This window comes from Kitasatospora sp. NPDC051170 (assembly GCF_044455705.1).
In the GTDB taxonomy this organism is placed as follows: domain Bacteria; phylum Actinomycetota; class Actinomycetes; order Streptomycetales; family Streptomycetaceae; genus Kitasatospora.
In genome coordinates, this window is the sequence record NZ_JBITFA010000009.1 from 144,084 (window position 1) to 162,682 (window position 18,599).

15 protein-coding genes are annotated in these 18,599 nt (G+C 75.4%); 9 read left to right on the forward strand and 6 right to left on the reverse strand.

The window, feature by feature from the left end; genetic code table 11:
* Positions 1 to 11 precede the first annotated feature (11 nt).
* Complete coding sequence (locus ACIBCA_RS20145; RefSeq protein ID WP_396284287.1) at positions 12 to 404, forward strand: hypothetical protein; 393 nt, start codon at positions 12 to 14, stop codon at positions 402 to 404.
* 63 nt (positions 405 to 467) lie between these two features.
* On the opposite strand, the gene ACIBCA_RS20150 is transcribed toward ACIBCA_RS20145, so the two are convergent.
* Positions 468 to 2,180 (reverse strand): SpoIIE family protein phosphatase, encoded by a 1,713-nt coding sequence (locus ACIBCA_RS20150; RefSeq protein ID WP_396284288.1) that lies wholly within the window; start codon positions 2,178 to 2,180, stop codon positions 468 to 470.
* A gap of 259 nt (positions 2,181 to 2,439) precedes the next feature.
* On the opposite strand from ACIBCA_RS20150, the gene ACIBCA_RS20155 reads away from it, so the two are divergent.
* Positions 2,440 to 3,669, forward strand: coding sequence for an ROK family protein (locus ACIBCA_RS20155; RefSeq protein WP_396284289.1), 1,230 nt, complete (start codon positions 2,440 to 2,442; stop codon positions 3,667 to 3,669).
* A 67-nt stretch (positions 3,670 to 3,736) separates the two neighbouring features.
* Here ACIBCA_RS20155 and ACIBCA_RS20160 read toward each other — a convergent pair whose 3' ends face one another.
* Positions 3,737 to 4,927 (reverse strand): S1 family peptidase, encoded by a 1,191-nt coding sequence (locus tag ACIBCA_RS20160; protein ID WP_396284290.1) that lies wholly within the window; start codon positions 4,925 to 4,927, stop codon positions 3,737 to 3,739.
* 346 nt (positions 4,928 to 5,273) lie between these two features.
* On the opposite strand from ACIBCA_RS20160, the gene ACIBCA_RS20165 reads away from it, so the two are divergent.
* Entirely contained in the window at positions 5,274 to 5,762 is a 489-nt protein-coding gene (locus ACIBCA_RS20165) for a hypothetical protein (RefSeq protein ID WP_396284291.1), read from the forward strand.
* Positions 5,763 to 5,819: 57 nt separating this feature from the next.
* Here ACIBCA_RS20165 and ACIBCA_RS20170 read toward each other — a convergent pair whose 3' ends face one another.
* The 3 genes from ACIBCA_RS20170 to ACIBCA_RS20180 form a co-directional block, all read right to left on the reverse strand.
* A complete protein-coding gene (locus ACIBCA_RS20170; protein WP_396284292.1) occupies positions 5,820 to 6,479 on the reverse strand; it encodes a transcriptional regulator in 660 nt (219 codons plus the stop codon).
* Positions 6,480 to 6,734: 255 nt separating this feature from the next.
* Positions 6,735 to 7,130, reverse strand: a complete 396-nt coding sequence (locus ACIBCA_RS20175; RefSeq protein WP_396284293.1) for a hypothetical protein — start codon at positions 7,128 to 7,130, stop codon at positions 6,735 to 6,737.
* A 111-nt stretch (positions 7,131 to 7,241) separates the two neighbouring features.
* The gene (locus ACIBCA_RS20180) at positions 7,242 to 7,829 is read right to left on the reverse strand and encodes a hypothetical protein (RefSeq protein WP_396284294.1); all 588 of its coding nucleotides are present in this window, start codon (positions 7,827 to 7,829) and stop codon (positions 7,242 to 7,244) included.
* Between the two features lie 147 nt (positions 7,830 to 7,976).
* Between ACIBCA_RS20180 and ACIBCA_RS20185 the strand changes: the two genes are divergently transcribed.
* The gene (locus tag ACIBCA_RS20185; RefSeq protein WP_396284295.1) at positions 7,977 to 8,639 is read left to right on the forward strand and encodes a ScbR family autoregulator-binding transcription factor; all 663 of its coding nucleotides are present in this window, start codon (positions 7,977 to 7,979) and stop codon (positions 8,637 to 8,639) included.
* 45 nt (positions 8,640 to 8,684) lie between these two features.
* On the opposite strand, the gene ACIBCA_RS20190 is transcribed toward ACIBCA_RS20185, so the two are convergent.
* Positions 8,685 to 10,220 (reverse strand): MFS transporter, encoded by a 1,536-nt coding sequence (locus tag ACIBCA_RS20190; RefSeq protein ID WP_396284455.1) that lies wholly within the window; start codon positions 10,218 to 10,220, stop codon positions 8,685 to 8,687.
* A gap of 168 nt (positions 10,221 to 10,388) precedes the next feature.
* Here ACIBCA_RS20190 and ACIBCA_RS20195 point away from each other — a divergent pair, with 168 nt between their 5' ends.
* From ACIBCA_RS20195 to ACIBCA_RS20215, 5 genes are all read left to right on the forward strand, one after another.
* Positions 10,389 to 11,063: a TetR family transcriptional regulator gene (locus tag ACIBCA_RS20195; protein WP_396284296.1), complete on the forward strand. Its 675-nt coding sequence runs from the start codon at positions 10,389 to 10,391 to the stop codon at positions 11,061 to 11,063.
* Positions 11,064 to 11,405: 342 nt separating this feature from the next.
* Positions 11,406 to 12,788: an MFS transporter gene (locus ACIBCA_RS20200; protein ID WP_396284297.1), complete on the forward strand. Its 1,383-nt coding sequence runs from the start codon at positions 11,406 to 11,408 to the stop codon at positions 12,786 to 12,788.
* Between the two features lie 56 nt (positions 12,789 to 12,844).
* Complete coding sequence (locus ACIBCA_RS20205; protein ID WP_396284298.1) at positions 12,845 to 14,122, forward strand: non-ribosomal peptide synthetase; 1,278 nt, start codon at positions 12,845 to 12,847, stop codon at positions 14,120 to 14,122.
* Between the two features lie 159 nt (positions 14,123 to 14,281).
* The gene (locus ACIBCA_RS20210; protein ID WP_396284299.1) at positions 14,282 to 17,410 is read left to right on the forward strand and encodes an amino acid adenylation domain-containing protein; all 3,129 of its coding nucleotides are present in this window, start codon (positions 14,282 to 14,284) and stop codon (positions 17,408 to 17,410) included.
* Positions 17,407 to 18,582 (forward strand): acyl-CoA dehydrogenase family protein, encoded by a 1,176-nt coding sequence (locus tag ACIBCA_RS20215; protein ID WP_396284300.1) that lies wholly within the window; start codon positions 17,407 to 17,409, stop codon positions 18,580 to 18,582. The genes ACIBCA_RS20210 and ACIBCA_RS20215 overlap by 4 nt, the downstream gene beginning before the upstream one ends.
* The last annotated feature ends 17 nt before the right edge of the window (positions 18,583 to 18,599 follow it).

Sequence of the window (18,599 nt, forward strand, 5' to 3'; positions counted from 1 at the left end):
ACAAGGTGCAGATGAGAAAACCACTTGATCGGATCACACGTTCGATAGCCGGCGCCCTGGTGGCACTGCTGGCCGCCGTCGGTCTGACCGTCGTGGCGTCGAGCGCGACGGCGGTGGCCGCGGCCAGGCCGGCGGCCGTCGCGGGGGCTGTCGCCGGGAACGGCGGGCAGAGCGCCCAGAGCGCCCAGAGCGCCCAGGGCGCCGTCGGGACCGTCGAGACGGTGAAGGCCGGCCGGAGCGAGAACGCCGCCGTGCACCTCGCGGCCAAGGAGAAGAAGAAGTCCGGCTTCTTCGCCAAGCTCGGCAAGTTCCTCCTCGTCGTGGTCATCCTCCTGATCCTGCTGGTCATCCTGCTGATCTGGGGCATCGTCCACATCGCGAAGCGGATCTTCGGCCGCCGCTGAGAGACGCGGCCGACAGACGCGGCCGACAGACGCGGCCGAGAGCCGCCGTAGGCCGAAGAGGGTTCAGCCCCGAGGCGCGGGCCGGGCGGCGAGGAGGGCGATGTCGTCCTCGGCCGCCCCGCCGGCCAGCCCCTTCAGGGCGGCCTCGAGGAGCTCGTCGAGGCCGCCCGTGGCGGGCAGGCGCAGGTCGGCGAGCCGCTCCAGCGAGGTGTCGATGTCCTCGCCGCGGCGCTCCACCAGGCCGTCCGTGTAGAGGAGCAGCGTCTGCCCGTCCAGCAGCGGGTGGGTGGTCTGCTCGTAGCCGCACAGGCCCGTGCCCAGCGGCGGCCCGGTGGGGATGCGCAGCAGTTCGGTGGGGCGGTCGGGCGCGATGAGGGCGGGCGGCAGGTGGCCCGCGCTGGAGAGGGTCCAGCGGCCCCGACCGGGGTCGGCGAGGGCCAGCAGGCAGGTCGCGGGGCGGGCGGTCTCGTCGCCGGAGATGAGGGTGTCGAGCTGGCGCAGGATGCGGTGCGGCGGCAGGTCCATGCCGGCGATGTCGCGCAGCGCCGAGCGGTAGTGGCTCATGTCGACGGCGGCCTCGACCCCGTGCCCCATCACGTCGCCCATGGCCAGCAGGGTGCGCCCGAAGGGCAGCCGCACCGTCTCGTACCAGTCGCCGCCGACCACCGAACTGCTGCCGGAGGGCAGGTAGCGGGAGGCCAGGGTGAGGTTCTGGTGCGGATTGCCGGGCTCGCTCAGCAGGGCCCGCTGGAGTTCGAGGGCGATGCCCTGGGAGCGGGCGTAGTGCCGGGCGTGGTCGATGCCGATGGCGGCCCGCGCCGTGAGGGCGCCGAACAGGTCGGCGTCCCCCGGGGTGTAGGCGGGGGAGGCGGCGGTACGGCCCAGGGTGAGCAGGCCGACGAGGCGGCCCCGGGCGGTCAGCGGCAGCACGAGCACGGAGGCGGCCTCGGCGGGCAGGGTGTCCTGCGGGCCGGGGGTGGTGAGGGCGGCGACGCCGGTGGCGAGCACGCGGTCGGCGGCGGAGCCCTCGGGGTGGCGGACCGTTTCGCCCTGCTGCGGCAGGCCTCGCGTGGCCTTCGGCAGGGTGGGGCCGGTGTCGACGGCGGCGCGGAGCAGGCGCCGGGGGACGCCCCGGCCGGGGCGGGACGGCTCGGCCTCGGGCGGCAGGACGTCCACCACGGCGAGGTCGGCGAGGCCGTCCACCGCGAAGGCGGCGAGTTCGGCGCAGGTGGTGCCCAGGTCGGCGGTGGTGCCGATCCGCTCGTCGGCGGCCTCCAGCAGCGCGAGCCGCGCGTGGGCCGGGGCGGGCCGGTTCGTGGGCGCCGCCTCGTCCAGGACGGCGACGACCAGCCCGACGGCCCGCCCGGCGCGGCGCAGCGCCCGGTAGCGCAGCCGCAGGCCCGGCGGGACGGGCGGGCCCGCGCCCTCGGGGCCGCCGGTGCGGTCCTCGCGGTCCCGGCCGTCCGCGAGGACGCCGCGCAGGAGCGGGACGGAACCGGCGAAGGCGGTGGCCTCGGCCCGGCGGCCCAGCAGGTCGGCGCGGCGCAGCCCGGTCGCGGCGGTGAAGGCGGGGTTGAGGTACTGCCAGCGCAGCCGCTCGTCGAGCAGGGCCAGGCCGACGGGGGCGTCGGCGAGGACGTCGAGGAGGAGGTCCGGACCACTGCTTCGGTCACCCTCCGCGGTCGAACCGAGGGTGGCGGCGAGGGCTGCGGCCGTCTCCGCCAGGGAGCGCGGGCCCGAGGCTGCGCCGCGTCGTTTTCGGTGCCGGAACTGCATGGGTCAATGATCACGCGCCCGGGCGCGCCGCGCCCGGATGAGAGTCAAAGTTTGACTGCTCGGAGGCAGTGTTGTAACACTCCGCGTCCGCACTCTGCGTACGCGTTGCACGGCCGGGGCAGGCGGTGGTGGAGAGCGCATGATCGCCGGTCATACTGAGCGGCGATCATCCGGGCCCCGTACGACCGGCGGCTGTCGGCGGTACTCCCGGGCCCCGAGGAAGCGATGGCCGCGAGGAAGCGATGACCGGGAGGAACCGATGACCCGCCACCCGCAGACGGGGGCCCCGGTGGTGCCGTGGAACCGGCAGCGGCTGCGCAGCAACAACGAGTGGCTGCTGCTGGAGCTGCTGCGCACCGGCGGCGGCTCCTCCCGGGCGCAGCTCGCGCGGGACACCGGGCTGTCGAAGCCGACCGTCTCCGCCGCGCTGGCGGAGCTGGAGCGGGCCGGGCTGGTGCGCGAGGCCGGGCTGGTCGCGCCCGAGCGGGGCCGTACCGCCGTGCTGTACGAGGTGGAGCCGGGCGCCGGGCACGTGCTCGGCGTGGACATCGGCCGGGCCCGGCTGCGGGTGGCGGTCGCGGACCTGGCGGGGACGGTGGTGGCCCGGCGTTCCGTCGCCAACCGGGGACGTACGGCCGACGCCGTCGCGGACGCGGTGGTCGCCGCCGCGCGGGAGGCGATCGAGGAGGCGGGCCTGACGGCCGGGGACGTGGTGCACGCGGTCATCGGCACCCCGGGGGTCTGGGACGAGCAGCGGCGGGGCGTGCGCTTCGCCACCAGCCTGCCGGGGTGGGGGCGGCCCGGACTGTTCGACCGGATCGGGGCCGCTCTGGGGACGGAGGTGTCGGTGGCCAACGACGCCAACCTCGCGGCCCTGGGCGAGTACACCCTCGGCGCCGGCCGGGGCAGCCGGATGTTCGCCTACCTGCTGGTCGGCACCGGGCTGGGGGTGGGCGTCGTCAGGGACGGAGAGCTGCTGCTCGGGGCCCACGGCGCGCTCGGCGAGATCGGGCTGGTGCCGCTGCCGCCGCTGCCGCCGCGGCCGGGTGAGGAGGGCGAGGAGCGCGGGCCGAGGACGATCGAGCAGGAGGCGGCCGCGGGGGCGGTGGTGCGGGCGGCGCTGGACCTCGGGATGGAGGGCACCGCCGGGCGCGTCACGGCGCAGCGGGTCTTCGAGCGGGCCCGCGCCGGGGACGCGGCGGCGCGGCAGGCCGTGCTCGGGGAGGCCGAGCGGCTCGCCTACGCGGTGGCGGTGCTCTCGGCGGTGGTCGACCCGGACGTGGTGGTGCTCGGAGGAGGTCTCGGCGCCAGCGCGGACCTGCTGCTGGAGCCCCTGGAGCAGGCCCTGCACCGGCTCACCCCGCTGCGTCCGGCGCTCGCCGCGAGCCTCCTGGGGGAGGACGCGGTGCTCCTCGGGGCGGTCTCCACCGCCGTGGAGACCGCCCGGCCGGAGGTGTTCGAGCGCCGGACGGCGGGGCTGCGTCGCTGACAGGTTGCTGACAGGCGGTCGGCTGACGGCGAGGTCAGCCGACGGCGAGGTCAGCCGATGGCGAGGCTCAGCCGGTGGCGAGGGTGAGGCCGTAGACGCTGAGGATCGGGTTGACGGGCTGGAAGTACGTCTCGCCGCCCGAGGAGCAGTCGCCGGAGCCGCCGGAGGTGACGCCCTGGGCCTGGTTGCCGGAGATGAACGACCCGCCGGAGTCGCCCGGTTCGGCGCAGACCGTGGTGCGGGTGAGGCCGTAGACGCTGCCTTCGGCGTAGTTGACGGTCGCGTCGAGCTCCTGGACGGTGCCGCAGTGCCAGCCGGTGGTGGAGCCGGAGCGGCAGACCGAGCCGCCGACCGACTGCTCGGCCGAGCCGGCGACCGTCACGACGCCGCCCGCGTAGTCGTCGACCTGCGGCTGGGCCGTCCAGTCGGCTCCGGCCGCGACCCAGGAGTAGTCGTTGCCGGGGAAGGTCGAGCCCTGGAAGGTGCCGATCGAGTAGCCGGAGGCGTCGGTGGCGTTGGAGCCGGGCTGGCCGCAGTGGCCGGCGCTGACGAAGCCGGGCTGTCCGCCCTGGGTGACGGGGAAGCCGATGGAGCAGCGGGCGGCGTTGTCGATGTAGTACGCGTCGCCGCCGCGCAGGTCGGCGAGCGGGCGCGGCGCGGCGGTGGCCCGCTCGACGCGGACCAGCGCGCGGTCCACGCCGGACTGCCGCAGGAACGTTTCCGTCCGCGCGTCGTCGGTGGACTGCACCACCACGGTGTTGGCCCTGACGTCCACGTACCAGAGCGGCGTCGCCCCGGGCGAGGAGGCGTCGGAGGCCCGGTCGAGCGCCTGCTTGGCACCGTCGAGCACGGCGAGGGTGTGGCGGACGAGGCTCGCCCGGCCGCCGTGGGCGGTGACGGCCCGGGCGGCGGAGGCGTCGGTGGTGGCCACCACCAGGGTCGCGTCCCGGCCCTCCAGCCAGGCGCCGGCCCAACTGCCGTGCAGCGTACGGGCGAGGGCCTCGCGCACCTGGGTGGCCCGGGCCTCGTGGGCGAGGCGCGCGCCGGCGGCCTGCGGGGAGAGGCCGAGGTCGCGCTCGTAGGCCCGCAGCAGGGCGGGCGGTGCGGCGGGGGCCCGACCGGCCGGGGCGGACAGGGCGGCGGCGATGGACGGTTCGTCAGCGCCGGTGGTGGGGGCCGGGGCGCCGATGGCGGGAGCGGCGGTCAGCACGACGCCCGCGAGGGCGGCGGCGGCCGTGAGCGCACGGAAGCGGAGCATGGGGGATCTCCTCGCTCGGGTGGGGGTTGCCGGAACCGTAGCCACCGCGCCGCGACGGCCGGAACTTGTCGAAACGCCCCGCCCTCGGGCGCTATACCCCTTGGGCGCTATACCCCTCGGGTGCTGTGCCCCTTGGGCGCCGTACCCCTCGGGCGCTGTACCCCTCGGACCGACCCTCGCCGTAGCCGTTGCCGCTCCCTCGCCGATTTCCTCCGCAACGCCCTTGGCAATCCGCCGTGTTCGGAAGATCTCGATCCGTCAACGGATGCCGCTTCCGTGTCCGACCGGTGTGCGCGCTCTGCTTGAATCACACGCCTCACCCACACGGAACGGAGCGTTCTCCTCCATGTCTTCACGGATATCCGGGCTGCTCGGCCGGCTCGGCGCGGTGCTCGCCGTCGCCCTGGCGCTGGCGGCCTGCGATCCGTCGCCGAGCGACGGCGCGACGACGGCCGCCTCCTCGGCGGCCGTCACCACCCCTGCGGCGCGCACGACTTCGGCCGCCGCGCCTGCCACGCCCGTCGCGCCCGCCACCACGGCGCCGGTAGCGCCCGCGCCCGCCGAGCCGTCCGCGGCGCAGCCCTCGGCCACCAAGGCTCCGGCCCCGGCCGCGCCGCAGTCGAAGGTGACCGCGGCCAAGCCGCCCACCGACGCCGAGCCCCAGCACACGGAGGCCGCCGCCGGGGGCGCCTGCGAGATCCGCTCCAACGCCGGGAACTGCTACGAGGCGGGTCAGTTCTGCCGCAACGGCGACCTCGGCAAGAACACCCACGACGCGGCCGGGCGGGTCATCACCTGCCGGATGGTCAGCGGGAAGCCGCACTGGCAGGCATGACGGTCCGGCCCGACCCCGTGGCGGGTCGGGCCGGGCTCCCTCTCCCGTGCCGGGGCTTCAGCGGGCCGCGGCTTCGAGGGTGTCCCAGAACAGGTGCTCGTAGGCCTGGAGCAGCAGTCCGTACTCCCGCGCCGTGGCCACCGTGGCCGGGTCCAGGGGGTCGGGGCCGAGGGCGTCGGAGGCCTGCTGCTCCAGCTCGGTGGCGGGCTGGGCGAAGAAGTCGAAGAAGGCGCAGGCTTCGGCCGGGAAGCCGTAGTGCGTGCGCAGGGCCTGGCCGACGGTGGCGCAGTAGCCGCCCCACGCCGCGAAGTTGGCGACGAGTGCGGCGGCGGCCGAGGCGGGCCGGCCGTTGAGGGCGAGCCAGGCGAGGTGGGCCGGGTACGCCTGGCAGCCCGGCAGGGGCGGGCGCTCGCCGAGGGTGTCGGGGTCGAGGCCCGTGGCGTCGGCGAGGGCGGGCAGGGTGCGCAGGGCGGCGCTCTCGCCGTCGGCCAGGGTCGCGAACCAGGCGCCGAGGGGCTGGTCGGCGCAGCGGGCGGCCAGGTAGAGGAGGCTGCGGCGGTCCGAGGTGATGATCCGGTGCTGCTGGGCGGCGAGTTCGGCCAGGGCCGAGCTCGGGGCCCGGCCGGCGGCGAATGCGGTGACCAGGGCGGGTTCGGCGTCGCCGGGCGCCAACTCGGCGCGCAGGGCCTGGATCTGGTCGAGGATCGGGTGGTTCACCGGTGCCTCCGGGGTGCGGGTCGGTCCGGAGCCCATTCCTACCGTCTCCGGGCGGGCGGAGGGCGGCGACAGGCCGTCCGCGCGTCGGACGGGCTCCCGGGGGGACTTCCGGGGGGACTTCCGGAGGTGGCTCCCGGCCGTGCCTCGGGCACGTCCGGGAGCGGGGCGGTGCGGGTCCGTGCGGGTCGGTGCGGTCTGTGCGGGTCCGTGCGGTCTGTGCGGGGTGGCGCAGGGTCAGGGCGGGTCCGGCGCAGGTCAGCCGGCGCAGGCCTTGGTGACGTCACCGGAGGCGTCGCGGATCGCCCCGTAGTCGGGGGTCTCGCCCTTGGAGACCTTGTTCATGGCGGAGTCGAGCGCCTTGGACAGCTTGTCGGTGGCGGAGTTGAGCTTCCCGTCCCCGTCGTGGTGGAGCTTCTTCACGTCGTCGACGATCTTCCGCAGTGCGTCGAGCGTGTGCCGGCGGCGGTCGGTGTCGGTGATCTGGCCGACGTTGGTGGCCGAGTCCATGAGGTCCTGGACATCGCCGGTGAGGCTGATGGCCCGCTTCCCGCAGTCCAGGGCGTCGTCGGCGTTCTTGCAGGCGGTGAACAACGGGGCGGCCACGAGCAGCACCAGCGCGGCGGCGGCCAACCGGTAAGGCTTCCTTGTCATGTCAGTATCCCTCCCGCTGTCACCAACGCCCCCGCGGGGCACGGCGGTTCCGTCGAGGCGGGTGAATGATCGGTGAAGCCTCCCCGGATTTGACGCGACGTCAGATTCCGGTCACCGGGCGGCGGCGCGGCCTCGCCGGGTGTCCGGATCCGAGGGGTCGGCGGCGCTCAGGGAGACGGCGCCGAAGGTGAACGGCGGCTCGTGGCGCGCCTTTCGTCCGGCTGTGGGCGGGCGTGGCGCCGAGCCCTGGCGGTGGAGGTGGAGCGGACCGTGCCGGACGGCGCCGTGGCCCGGGGCGAGGTCGGGCAGGGCCAGTCCCTCGGCGCGCAGGGCTTCGACCACCTCGTGGGCCGGCCAGCCGAAGACGTCGACGCCGTACAGGCCGACCGGGCAGGGCGGGCGGTCGTCGTGAGGGTTGCGGGAGATGAAGACGACATCGAGGCCGTACGCCTCCTCCGGCTCCTCCAGTTCCTCGAAGCGGCCGGGGTTCCTGGCGCAGAGGGTGACGGTGAGCCCGGGGAGGTTGAAGGACAGGGCCCAGACCGTGCCGCAGACGAAGGTGTCGCTCAACCCGTCCGGCAGCACGTCCCCGTGCGGGGCGAAGAGCCTCAGCAGCTCCGCCCTGCCGAGGCCGAAGGCCGGTTCGGGCAGCGGTGCGGGCGGCCGGACGCCGCGACCGGGGATCAGGTCGATGGTCACCCGCCCATGATTCCCGGCCGGGGTGCGCCGCTCAAGATCGGCTCCAATCGTGCTGGAGGGCCGGTGGCGCCGAGGTGGGGGCCCATAAGATACGGGGTGGTTGGTTTCTTTCAGTGCGGAGCGCCGGGACGGGGGACGATTGCGGTGGTGCGGCAGGAACGGGCGGTCCGGACGCGGCGGCTGATCCTGGAAGCGGCGGCCTCCGTCTTCGACGAGCACGGCTACGAGGGCGCGACCATCAACCAGGTCGTCGCCCGGGCGGGGGTGACGCGCGGGGCGCTGTACTTCCACTTCACGTCCAAGCGGGAGCTCGCCCGGGGCGTGCTGGCGGAGCAGTTCGGCCGCACCGACGTCCCCCGGCGGCACTGCCGCCTCCAGGAGTTCGTCGACCTCGGGATGCTGGTCGCCCACCTGATGCCGCGCGACCCGATGCTGAGCGCCGGCGCCCGCCTCTCCCTCGGCCGCCACCCCCTCGGCGAGCCCGAGGGCGGCGCGTCCCCCGGCTGGATCAAGCGCGTCGAGGCGCTGCTGGAGGCGGCCGACGAGGCGGGCGAACTGCTGCCGCACGTCGTGCCGGCCGAGACGGCCTGGCTGATGACCGGCGCCTGGACGGGCGTGCGGATCCAGTCCCACAAGACCGCCGACCGCTCCGACCTCGAACACCGCGTCGCCGTCCTCTACCGCCACCTCATGCCCAGCATCTCCGTCCCCGGAGTCCTGGCCGCCCTCGACCTCGGCGAGGACCGCGGCGAACGCGTGGCCGCCGAACTGGCGCAGGCCCGGGCGAGCGGAACCCCGGACAGGGCCTAGGAAACGGGACGTGCGGTTCTGCGGGCGAGGGCGGTCGCGGGATCCTCACTGCGAGGCGGGCGCCGAGCGATCCGCCGGCCGCTCCCTGAGCAGCAGGGACAGCAGGGCCGGGACCACCATGACGCACGCGGCGATGGCGAAGACCGTGTCCGTGGAGGAGGCGACGGCCTCCAGGGTGGCCCGGTGGGGTGATCCGAGCACGGAGGCTCCCGCGGATTCGCCGAGGCGGGCGGTGAGTTGGCGGTTGAGGACGGTGCCGAACAGGGCGAGCCCGGCCGAGGCGCCGAGTTGCTGCACGAAGCGGACGGAGGTGGTGGCGACGCCGAGGTCCTCGGCGGCCACCGCGTTCTGGGTGATCGCCAGGCCGACGCCGAGGCAGAGCCCGAGGCCGAGGCCCAGGAGGAGCAGGCCGAGGCTCAGGTACCAGAGCGGGGTGTCGACGCCGAGGCGGCTGAACATCAGCATCGCCCCGGCGACCAGCAGGTGGCCTGCGAGGAGCTGGTAGCGGCGGCGGCCCGCCGTCGCGGCCGCGGCCCGGCCGGAGAGCAGGCCGACGGCGGTCATGCCGACGGCCATCGGGAGGAGGAGCAGCCCGGCGTCGGTCGGGTTCATGCCGCGGACCTCCTGGAAGTAGCCCACCAGGTAGGCCACCGAGCCGGCCAGCCCGATGCCGCCGAAGAAGCCGAGCGGCACCATGACCCGGAAGGTCGGGTTGCGCAGCAGTGCGAGGGTGAAGACCGGTTCGGCGGCGGTGGCCTGGCGCCACAGGAAGGCGGCGAGCAGGAGGGCGGCGGCGAGCACCAGGCCCAGAATCGTCGGCGATCCCCAGGCGTAGTCCTTGCCGCCCCACTGCGAGACCATCAGCAGGGCGCTCGCGGCGGCGGCCACGAGCAGGGCGCCGGGGTAGTCGACCCGGCGCCGGACCGGGGTCACGGGCAGCCGGACCAGGGCGAGCGAGGTGAGGAACGCGGCGATCCCCAGTGGGAGGTTGAGGTAGAAGACCCACCGCCAGTTCAGGTGGGTGGACACCAGGCCGCCCACGGCCGGGCCGAGGACGATGCCGATTCCGACCATGACGCCGCCGAGTCCGGCCTTGCCCTCATCGCCCTCACCCTCACCCTCGGCGCCGCCGCCGCCGCCGCCCGGTCGGAACAGCAGCCCCAGGACGACCATGGTCACCGACATCAGCCCGCCGCCGCCGAGGCCCTGGAGGGCGCGGAAGGCGATCAGCTCGGGCATCGTCCGGGCCAGGCCGCACAGCGCGGAGCCGGTGAGGAAGATCCCGAGGGCGGCCAGGTAGACGCGCTTGGCGCCGTACACGTCGGCGAGCTTGCCGTACAGCGGGAGCACGACGCAGTCCGCGAGCGTGTAGGCCGTCAGCAGCCAGGGCAGGCGGGCGACTCCGTGGGCGGGGTCGAGGTCCTGGACCATCGTCCACGACACCGCGCTGACGATGTTCTGGTCGAGCAGCCCCAGCAGCAGCGTGGCGAAGCAGCCGGTGGCGGCGATCACGACATGGCGGCGCGGCATCGGCGGCGCGGCTCCGCCGGAGCGCACGCCCGGTGCGGCGGTCTCGGTCATCACGACACCCGTCCTTCGGTAGGTCGACGTTCGGAGGTCCGGAGGTCCGGAAGTCCGGAGGTCCGGAGGCCCGGGTGGGGCACCCCTTGAGCAGATTTCTATAGTGAGCAAAACCTTTGTGTCAATAAAAGTTTGTAGCGACGAAAGCGAGCAGGGTAGGGTGAGCCCATGAGCGAGCGGATCGGCCTGCGGGAACGCAAGAAGCGGCAGACGCGGCGTGCCATCTCCGAGGCGGCGATCGCGCTCTTCCTGGAGCGCGGCTTCGACAAGGTCTCCGTCGCCGACGTCGCGGCGGTCGCCGACGTCTCGACGGTCACGGTGTTCAACTACTTCCCGACCAAGGAGGACCTCGTCCTCCACCGGTTCGAGGACCATGTGGACGACCTGGTGGATGTCGTGCGAGGGCGCCGCTCCGGCGAGTCGGCCGTGGCGGCCGTGCGGCGGCACTTCCTGGACGGGCTGGAGCGGCGCGACGCCCTCACCGGGCTCGACGGGCGCCCGCAGGTCCTCGCCTTCCATCGGATGGTGCTGGCCGCGCCCGGTCTGCGGCTGCGGGTGCTGGACCAGGCGATGCGCAGCGTGGACGCGCTCGCGTCCGCCCTCGCGGAGGAGGCGGGGGAGGAGGCGGAGGCAGCGGGCGAGGCGGGCGCGGGGTCCGACGGCCTCGCGGCGCGGACAGCGGCGGCCCAACTGTGCGCAGTCCGGACGGAGTTGGTGCGCGAGAACGTCCGCCGGCTCGCGGCGGGCGAGGAGGCCGAGGCCGTCCACGCGGACGCCGTGGCGGCGGCGCGGCGGGCGTTCGACCAGCTGGAGTACGGCCTCGGGGCGTACTGCGTGCGGTGATGACGTGCCGCGTCGGCCCGGCCGGTATCACGGTTGGGTGACGCACTGTCAGTGCTCCATCGAATCCGGCCAAGTTGACGACGGTCGTCCGGTGGCCGGAATGTCGATGTCCGGATAGCGGACGGCGAAATGGACGTGACGCGCGTGGACCGGCCCGAGGCGGCCCCGGGCCAGCGGTGGAGGGGAGGGCGGCAGCTCTGCCGGGCCGTTCGGGGGCGCGCGGGGTCGTCGGGGGCGCGGGAGGACGGGCGGGCCGGTGGCGCGATCCGGCCGAGCTGCGGGTCGTCCGGATTCGGAACCCGGCGGTTGCCCGTGTCGAATCCGTGACCGAGAGTCGCACCGATGAACGAGACGACGCCCCACCCTCGCCCGGCCCGTCTGTTCGGTCACCGCGACTTCCGGCTCCTGCTGAGCGGAGCCGCGGCGGCCCAGACGGGCAGTCAGGTCACCCTCGTCGCCCTGCCGCTGGTGGCGGTGGTGGTGCTCGACGCCTCCGCGTTCGAGGTCGGCCTGCTGACCGCCGCCGAGACCGCCGCCTTCCTCCTGGTCGGCCTGCCGGCCGGCGCCTGGCTCGACCGGATGCGCAAACTGCCCGTCCTGATCCGCGCCGACGTGGTGCGCTGCCTCGCCGTGGGCTCCATCCCGCCGGCCGCGGCGCTCGGGGTGCTCGGCATGCCGCAGCTCTACCTGGTCGCCCTGGTCACCGGCGTGGCGACGGTGTTCTTCGACGTCGCCCACCAGTCCTTCCTGCCCGCCGTCCTGCCGCGCGAGCACCTGGTCGCGGGCAACGGGGCGATCGAGACCGTCCGCTCCTCCGCGCAGATCGTCGGGCCCGGCCTCGGCGGCGGGCTCGTCCAACTGCTCGGCGCGGCCGCCGCGATCGTCGCCGACGCCTGCGGCTACCTCGCCTCCGCCCTGCTGCTCTCCCGCATCAAGGCCGAGGAGACGGTGCCGCAGGCCCGGCCCGGGCGGTCGCTGCGCGCCGAGATGGCCGAGGGCCTGCGCTTCGTCCTCGGCCACCCGCTGCTGCGGGCGATCGCCGCCGCCACCGCCGTCTCCAACCTGTTCGCCGCCGTCCTGACCGCCGTGCAGACGGTGTTCTGGGTCCGCGTGCTGGACCTGGCGCCCGGCGCCATCGGCGTGCTGCTCTCCGTCTCCGCCCTCGGCGGGCTGGCGGGCGCGCTGTGCGCGGGGTGGCTGGCCCGCCGGCTCGGCCAGGCCCGGCTGATCTGGCTGGCCACCGTCGTCACCGCGCCGTTCGCGCTGCTGTGGCCGCTGGCCGGGCGCGGCGCCGGGGTCGTGCTCTTCGGCCTCGCCTCGGCGGTGGTGCTGTTCGGCGCGGTGGCCTACAACGTCGCCCAGGTGAGCTTCCGCCAGAGCGTCTGCCCGCCCGACCTGCTCGGCCGGATGAACGCCACGATGCGCTTCCTGGTCTGGGGCACCCTGCCGCTCGGCGGGCTGCTCGGCGGCGCCGTCGCCGACGCGGCCGGGCCGCGCACCGCGCTGTGGCTGTGCGCGGCGGGCTTCGCGCTGGTGCCGCTGCCGCTGCTGTTCTCGCCGCTGCGGGGCATGCGCGACCTGCCGGAGACCGTGACCGGGGCTGTGACCGAGGCCGTGACCGGGGCCGAGGCCGTGACCGTGACCGGGGCCGGGAGAGAGGCCGGGGCGGAGAACGGGGTCGTCGTCGCGGAGGAGGCGAGCGCCGCCGGCCCGACGACCACCTGACCGGACGATACGACGAACGCCCAGAACGGAAACCGGAGACCAGCCCCGTGCCCCCCGTGTCCGCCAGCATCACCGCCGCCTACCTCGCCCGGTACTGCGCCCTCGCCGCCGACTCCCCGACGGAGTTCCTCCCGCTGACCGGCGCCCAGCGCCGCTTCCTGATCACCCGCCGGCTCGCCCCGCAGGGCGCCCGCTCCGACCTCGTCCCGCTGTTCTTCGCCTACCCGCGCGGCACCGTCGACCCCGAGCGCCTCGCCCGCGCGGCCATCGCCGTCGCCGCCCGCCACCCCGCCCTGTGCGGCGCCTTCGCCACCGTCCGCGGCACGCCCGTGCTGCGCGTCGGCGGGCCCTCGGCCGAAGCCGTCCGGGTGCCCGTCGCCCCCGGCACCACCGCCCGGCAGGCGCTGCTCGCCGCCCTGCGCGACTGGCCCGAGGACGGGCCGGCACTGCGCCTGCTGCTCGCCGCCGGAGACGACGAGGAGGAGGAACTCCTCGCCCTCGCCCTCGACCACGCCGCCTGCGACGAACAGTCCCTGGGCGTGCTCACCGCCGAGCTGACCGAGGCGTACGCGAGCGGCGAGCAGCCCGCCACCGGCCCCGACGGGCGGGCCCTCGACGCCTACCGCGAGGCCGTCCACCTCCAGCTGGCCGCCGAGGACGCCGCCGCCACCCCCGCGGCCCAGGCCCACTGGGGCCGCAGGCTCGCCGCGCTCACCGGCGCCGGCGGGGGAGCGGCCACCGCCACCGCCATGCTCAGCGCCCGGCTGCCCGCCGCCGAGGGCGCGGCCCGCAGCGCCGTCTTCCCGGCCCTGCTGGCCGCCGTCGGCAGCGCCGCCCACCGCCTGTACGGGACGGACTCCGAAGCCGGGGCGGACGGGCCGCTCGCGCTCGGCTACCCCTGGGGCGGCCGCCCGCCCGGCGCGCCCGCCGCGCTCGGCTGCTTCCTCAACACCCTGGTCCACCCCGCCACCCGGGAGAGCGCCGACCTCGAAGCCCTCGCCGACCACTGGTGGGACGACCTCGACCACGCCGGCACCCCCTTCGACGAGGTCGTCCGGGCCGCCCGCGCCGCCGGAGCCGGGTGGACCGGCTCCCTCGACGCCATGCTCACCCTCGAGGACCTCCACCGCCGCCCGCCGCTCGCCTTCGACGGCGTCGCGGGCCGCGAGACCCACCTGGCGGGCCGGCCCCTGGCCGCGCCGCTCGCCGTCTCGGCCTCCCACGGCGCGGAGCTGCTCGTCAAGTTCGCCTGGGACGAGGGCCGCTTCCCGGCGGCCGCCGCCCAGGGCGCCTTCGAGCACCTGCTCACCACCCTGGACGAGCACCTCGCCTGAGCGGTACGCCCCAGCCCGACCACCCACGAACCTCCGGGCGGCGCCCCCATCCCGTCACGCCGCCCGGCCCCACCGGCCCGGTGCGGGCCCACCCGTGCCCCGCACCGGCCACCCGTACCACCGACATGCCAACACACCCACCACACAAGGGAGTCGCCCATGTTCCCACTCTCCCCGTCCCAGCAGATCGTCTGGCTCCACGAACAGATGCTGCCCGGGAGCCGCGCCTACAACTTCACCGCCGTCCTCGACCTCCGGGGCACCCTCGACCGCGAGGCGCTGCACACCGCGCTCGGCGCCCTCCTCGGCCACCACCCGGGCCTGCGCCTGGAGTTGGTGCACCGCGCCGAGGAACTGCCCGCCCAGCGCGTCGCCGAGGACGCCCAACCCCTCCTGCGCGAGAGCGACTTCACCGCCGAGCCCGACCCGGAGGCGTCCTTCCGCACCCTGCTCGCCGCCGAGGCCGAGGAGCCGCTGGACACCACCCGCGCCCCGCTGCTGCGCCACCACCTCGTCCGCCTCGGCGAGGACCACCACCGGCTGATCCACGTCGAGCACCACCTGATCCACGACGGCCACTCCTTCGCGGTCCTGCTGCGCGACCTGTTCACCGTCTACCGCGCCCAGGTGCTCGGCGAGGACCACCGCCTGCCCGTCGCCCCCTCCTACGAGGACCACGCCCGCGCCGCCGCCGACACCCCCGGCGAGCGCGCACTCGCCTTCTGGGAGCGGGAGCTGGCCGGCGCCCCGCGCGAGATCACCCTCCCGGGCCTGGCCCGCCCCGGCGCCGAACGCCGCCACCACGGCGGCCAGTTGCGCCAGTCCATCGGCGCCGACCTCGCCGTGCGGCTGCGCGAACGCAGCCAGGCGGACGGCCACACCCCCTTCACCACCCTGCTCGCCCTCTTCGCCGAACTGCTGCGCCGCCACGGCGGCCACCGCGAACTCGTCGTCGGCACCGCCGTCGGCAACCGCCCGCAGGGCTTCGAGGGCACCGTCGGGATGTTCGTCAACACCGTCCCGCTGCGCCTGCGCCTCGACCCGGACGCCCCCGGCACCGAGGCCGTGGACGAGGTCACCGACGTCCTGATGCGCGCCCTGCCGCACCAGGACCTGCCCGTCCAGGAGCTCACCCGGCGCCTGGGCCTGCACACCGGCGGCGCCGACAACCCGCTGTTCAACGTCATGTTCAGCGCCCACGACGCCTCCCTCCCCGACGTCCAGGCCCCCGGCCTCGAGGTCTCGCTGTACGAGGGGTTCAACACCGGCACCACCCGCTTCGACCTGGACCTGGTGCTGCTGCCCGACGACCGCCGGGTGGTCGGCGAGAAGCACGGCGCCGCCGGCATGACCCTGGTCTGGGACTACGACGCCGACCTCTTCGGCGAGCCGCAGGCCCAGCTCCTCGCCGACCGGATGCTGGACCTGCTGCGCGACCACCTCGACCGGCCGGAGGCCCCGCTCGCCGCGCTGGCCCCGACGGCCGTGGCCGCTCCGGCGGATCCCGCCCCCGAGCTGCCGGCCGCGCTCGACCCGGCCGCCGCCCAGGACCCGACCGCCCTCGCCCTGCTCGCCGGCGCCGAGCGGATCACCTACGGCGAACTCGACCGGCGCGTCGGCGAACTCGCCGCCCGCCTCGCCGCCGCCGGCGTCACCCCCGGGCAGCCGGTGGCCACCGTGCTGCCGCGCGGCACGGACAGCGTCGTCGCCCTGCTCGCCTGCCTGCGCCTCGGCGCCGTCCACGCGCCGCTGTCCACCGAGGACCCGGCCGCCCGGCTCGGCCTGCTGCTGGAACGCCTCGCCCCCGCCCTGGTCCTCGCCACCCGCACCAGCGCCCTGGCCCTGCCCGCCGAGGGCATCACGCCCGCCCTGCTCGACGGGCCCGCCTTCCCGAAGGCCGAGCCCGCCGCCGTGCTGGACGGCGCCGCCTACCTGATCCACACCTCCGGCTCCACCGGCGTGCCCAAACCCGTCCAGGTCTCCCGGGCGGCCCTGGCCGGGTACGTCGCAGCGATCGCCGAACGGTACGAACTCACCGCCGAGGACAGGGTGCTGCTCTTCGCCCGGCCCTCCTTCGACGTGTCCCTGGAGGAAGTGCTGCCCGCGCTCGCCGTCGGCGCCGGCCTCGTCCTGCCGCAGCGCGAGGTGCCCACCGGGCCCGAACTGGTGGCCGTGCTCGCCGCCCGCGGCGTCACCGTCGCCAACCTGCCCACCAGCTACCTGCTCGCCGTCCGCGAGGACCTGCGCGAGGCCCTGGAGGACGGACGCTGGAAGCCCCGGCTGCTCGTCCTCGGCGGCGAACGCCTCCCCGCCAAGGCCCTGGCCGGGCTCACCGGGCACACCACCGTCCTCAACGCCTACGGCGTCACCGAGGCCACCGTCACCTCCACCGTCCACCGGGTCGGCGAGGACGACCTGGCGGAGGGCGCGGAGATCCCCCTCGGCACCGAGATCCGCGGCGCCCGCGTCCACGTCCTCGACGACACCCTGCGCCCGCTGCCCGACGGCTGCGTCGGCGAACTCGCCATCGGCGGAAGTCTGCTGGCCGACGGCTACCCGGGCCTGCCCGAGCCGACCGCCGCCCGCTTCGTCACCGCCCCCGCCCTCCACGGCGCCCGCGTCTACCGCACCGGCGACCGCGCCTACCGGGGCCTCGACGGGCGGCTGCGCTTCCTCGGCCGCTCCGACCACCAGATCAAGCTGCGCGGCCACCGCATCGAACTCGAGGAGATCGAGGCCGCCGCCTCCGCCGAACTCGGCGGCCGCTCCTGCGCCGTGGTCCTGCACGGCGACCCTCACGGCGGCCCGCTCGCCGACCCGCACGGCGAGTTCCGGACCGGCCCCCGCCTCGTCGGCTTCCTGGAGGGCGCCGACCAGCCCGACCAGACGGCCCTGCACCAGGCCCTCGGCCGGCGCCTGCCCGCCGGGCTCGTCCCCGCGAGCTGGACGGCCCTGCCCGTCATGCCCACCCTGCCCGGCGGCAAGCCCGACCGCGCCGCCCTCGCCCGGCTCGCCGCCGAGGCCCCGCAGGAGAGCGGGCAGAGCGAGCCCGGCGCCTTCACCGACCCCGGCGAGCAGCTCATCGCCGACGCCTGGCGCGAGGTCCTCGGCCACGACCGGTTCACCGCCGACTCCCACTTCTTCGAGGTCGGCGGCCACTCCCTGCTCGCCGCCCAGCTCGCCGCCTGGCTGGAACCGCGCCTGGGCACCCGGCCCCCGCTGCGCACCCTCTTCCGCCACGCCGTCCTCGCCGACCAGGCCCGCGCACTGACCGGGGGTGCGGCATGAGCAGCCCGTCCTCCGTCCTCGAGGACGGCCACCGCGAGATCGTCGAGGCGTTCGAGACCTTCGTCCGCCGCGAACTCGCCCCGCTCGCCGCCGAGTTGCCCGAGACCGAGGATCAGGTGCCGTACGACCTGAGGGCGTACGTGCGCAAGCGCTCCGCCGCCCTCGGCTTCTACGCCGGCGACTATCCCGAGGAACTCGGCGGCTCCGACATGCCCTTCACCGCCGTCGTCCTGCTGCACCACGCCGCCGGGCGCAGCGGCTGCGTCCTCGCCCCCTACGCCCTGGCCGGCTCCGACGGGCCCAGCCCGCTGCTGCGGAGCGGCACCCCCGAGCAGGTCGAGCGTCACCTCGTCCCGCTGGTGCGCGGCGAACAGACCCGCTGCCTGGCCCTGACCGAACCGCAGGCCGGCTCCGACGCCTTCCACCTCACCACCACCGCCGTGCGCACCGGCGACCAGTGGGTGATCAACGGCCGCAAGACCTTCGTCAGCAACGCCGAACACGCGGGACTGGCCCTGGTCGTCGCCGCCACCGACCTCGGCGACGGCGCCGGCCCCACCAGCGGCGCCACCGCCTTCGTCATGCCCATGGACCAGCCCGGCCTGCGCATCGGCCAGCGCTACGAGGGCATGTCCGGCGAGCCGCTGTTCGAACTGCTCCTCGACGGCGTGCGCCTGGGCCCGGAGGCCGTCATCGGCGGCGAGGACGCCGTCGGCGCCGCCACCGCCCTCGCCATCGACAGCCTCTCGCGGGGGCGTCTGGTCGTCGCCGCGATGTGCAACGGCATCGCCGAGCACGCGCTGCGCCTCGGGGTCGAGTACGCCCGCGAACGGCGGGCCTTCGGCCGGGTGATCGGCGACTACCAGCACGTCCAGGAACACCTGGTCACCACCCGCGCCGAGGTGGAGGCGTCCAAGCTGCTCACCCTCGCCTGCGCCCGGCTCGTCGACGAGGGCACCGAATCCCCGGAGAACGCCGCCCTCGCCAAGCTCACCGCCTCCGAGACGGCCGTGCGCGCCGTGGACCGCTCGCTCCAGGTGCACGGCGCCACCGGCTGGGTGCGCGGGCACCCGCTGGAGTCCCTGTACCGCTACGTCCGGATGACCACGATCATCGAAGGGACCTCCGAGGTCCAGAAGGTGATCATCGCCCGTTCCATGGGCCTGAACTGACGATTCGTCAGATGACT

What these genes read in the sequence shown, in the direction of transcription:
- ACIBCA_RS20145 (WP_396284287.1), top strand. Translation starts at nt 12, where the DNA reads ATGAGAAAACCACTTGATCGGATCACACGTTCGATAGCCGGCGCCCTG.
- ACIBCA_RS20150 (WP_396284288.1), bottom strand. Translation starts at nt 2,180, where the DNA reads ATGCAGTTCCGGCACCGAAAACGACGCGGCGCAGCCTCGGGCCCGCGC.
- ACIBCA_RS20155 (WP_396284289.1), top strand. Translation starts at nt 2,440, where the DNA reads ATGACCCGCCACCCGCAGACGGGGGCCCCGGTGGTGCCGTGGAACCGG.
- ACIBCA_RS20160 (WP_396284290.1), bottom strand. Translation starts at nt 4,927, where the DNA reads ATGCTCCGCTTCCGTGCGCTCACGGCCGCCGCCGCCCTCGCGGGCGTC.
- ACIBCA_RS20165 (WP_396284291.1), top strand. Translation starts at nt 5,274, where the DNA reads ATGTCTTCACGGATATCCGGGCTGCTCGGCCGGCTCGGCGCGGTGCTC.
- ACIBCA_RS20175 (WP_396284293.1), bottom strand. Translation starts at nt 7,130, where the DNA reads ATGACAAGGAAGCCTTACCGGTTGGCCGCCGCCGCGCTGGTGCTGCTC.
- ACIBCA_RS20190 (WP_396284455.1), bottom strand. Translation starts at nt 10,220, where the DNA reads ATGACCGAGACCGCCGCACCGGGCGTGCGCTCCGGCGGAGCCGCGCCG.
- ACIBCA_RS20195 (WP_396284296.1), top strand. Translation starts at nt 10,389, where the DNA reads ATGAGCGAGCGGATCGGCCTGCGGGAACGCAAGAAGCGGCAGACGCGG.
- ACIBCA_RS20200 (WP_396284297.1), top strand. Translation starts at nt 11,406, where the DNA reads ATGAACGAGACGACGCCCCACCCTCGCCCGGCCCGTCTGTTCGGTCAC.
- ACIBCA_RS20210 (WP_396284299.1), top strand. Translation starts at nt 14,282, where the DNA reads ATGTTCCCACTCTCCCCGTCCCAGCAGATCGTCTGGCTCCACGAACAG.
- ACIBCA_RS20215 (WP_396284300.1), top strand. Translation starts at nt 17,407, where the DNA reads ATGAGCAGCCCGTCCTCCGTCCTCGAGGACGGCCACCGCGAGATCGTC.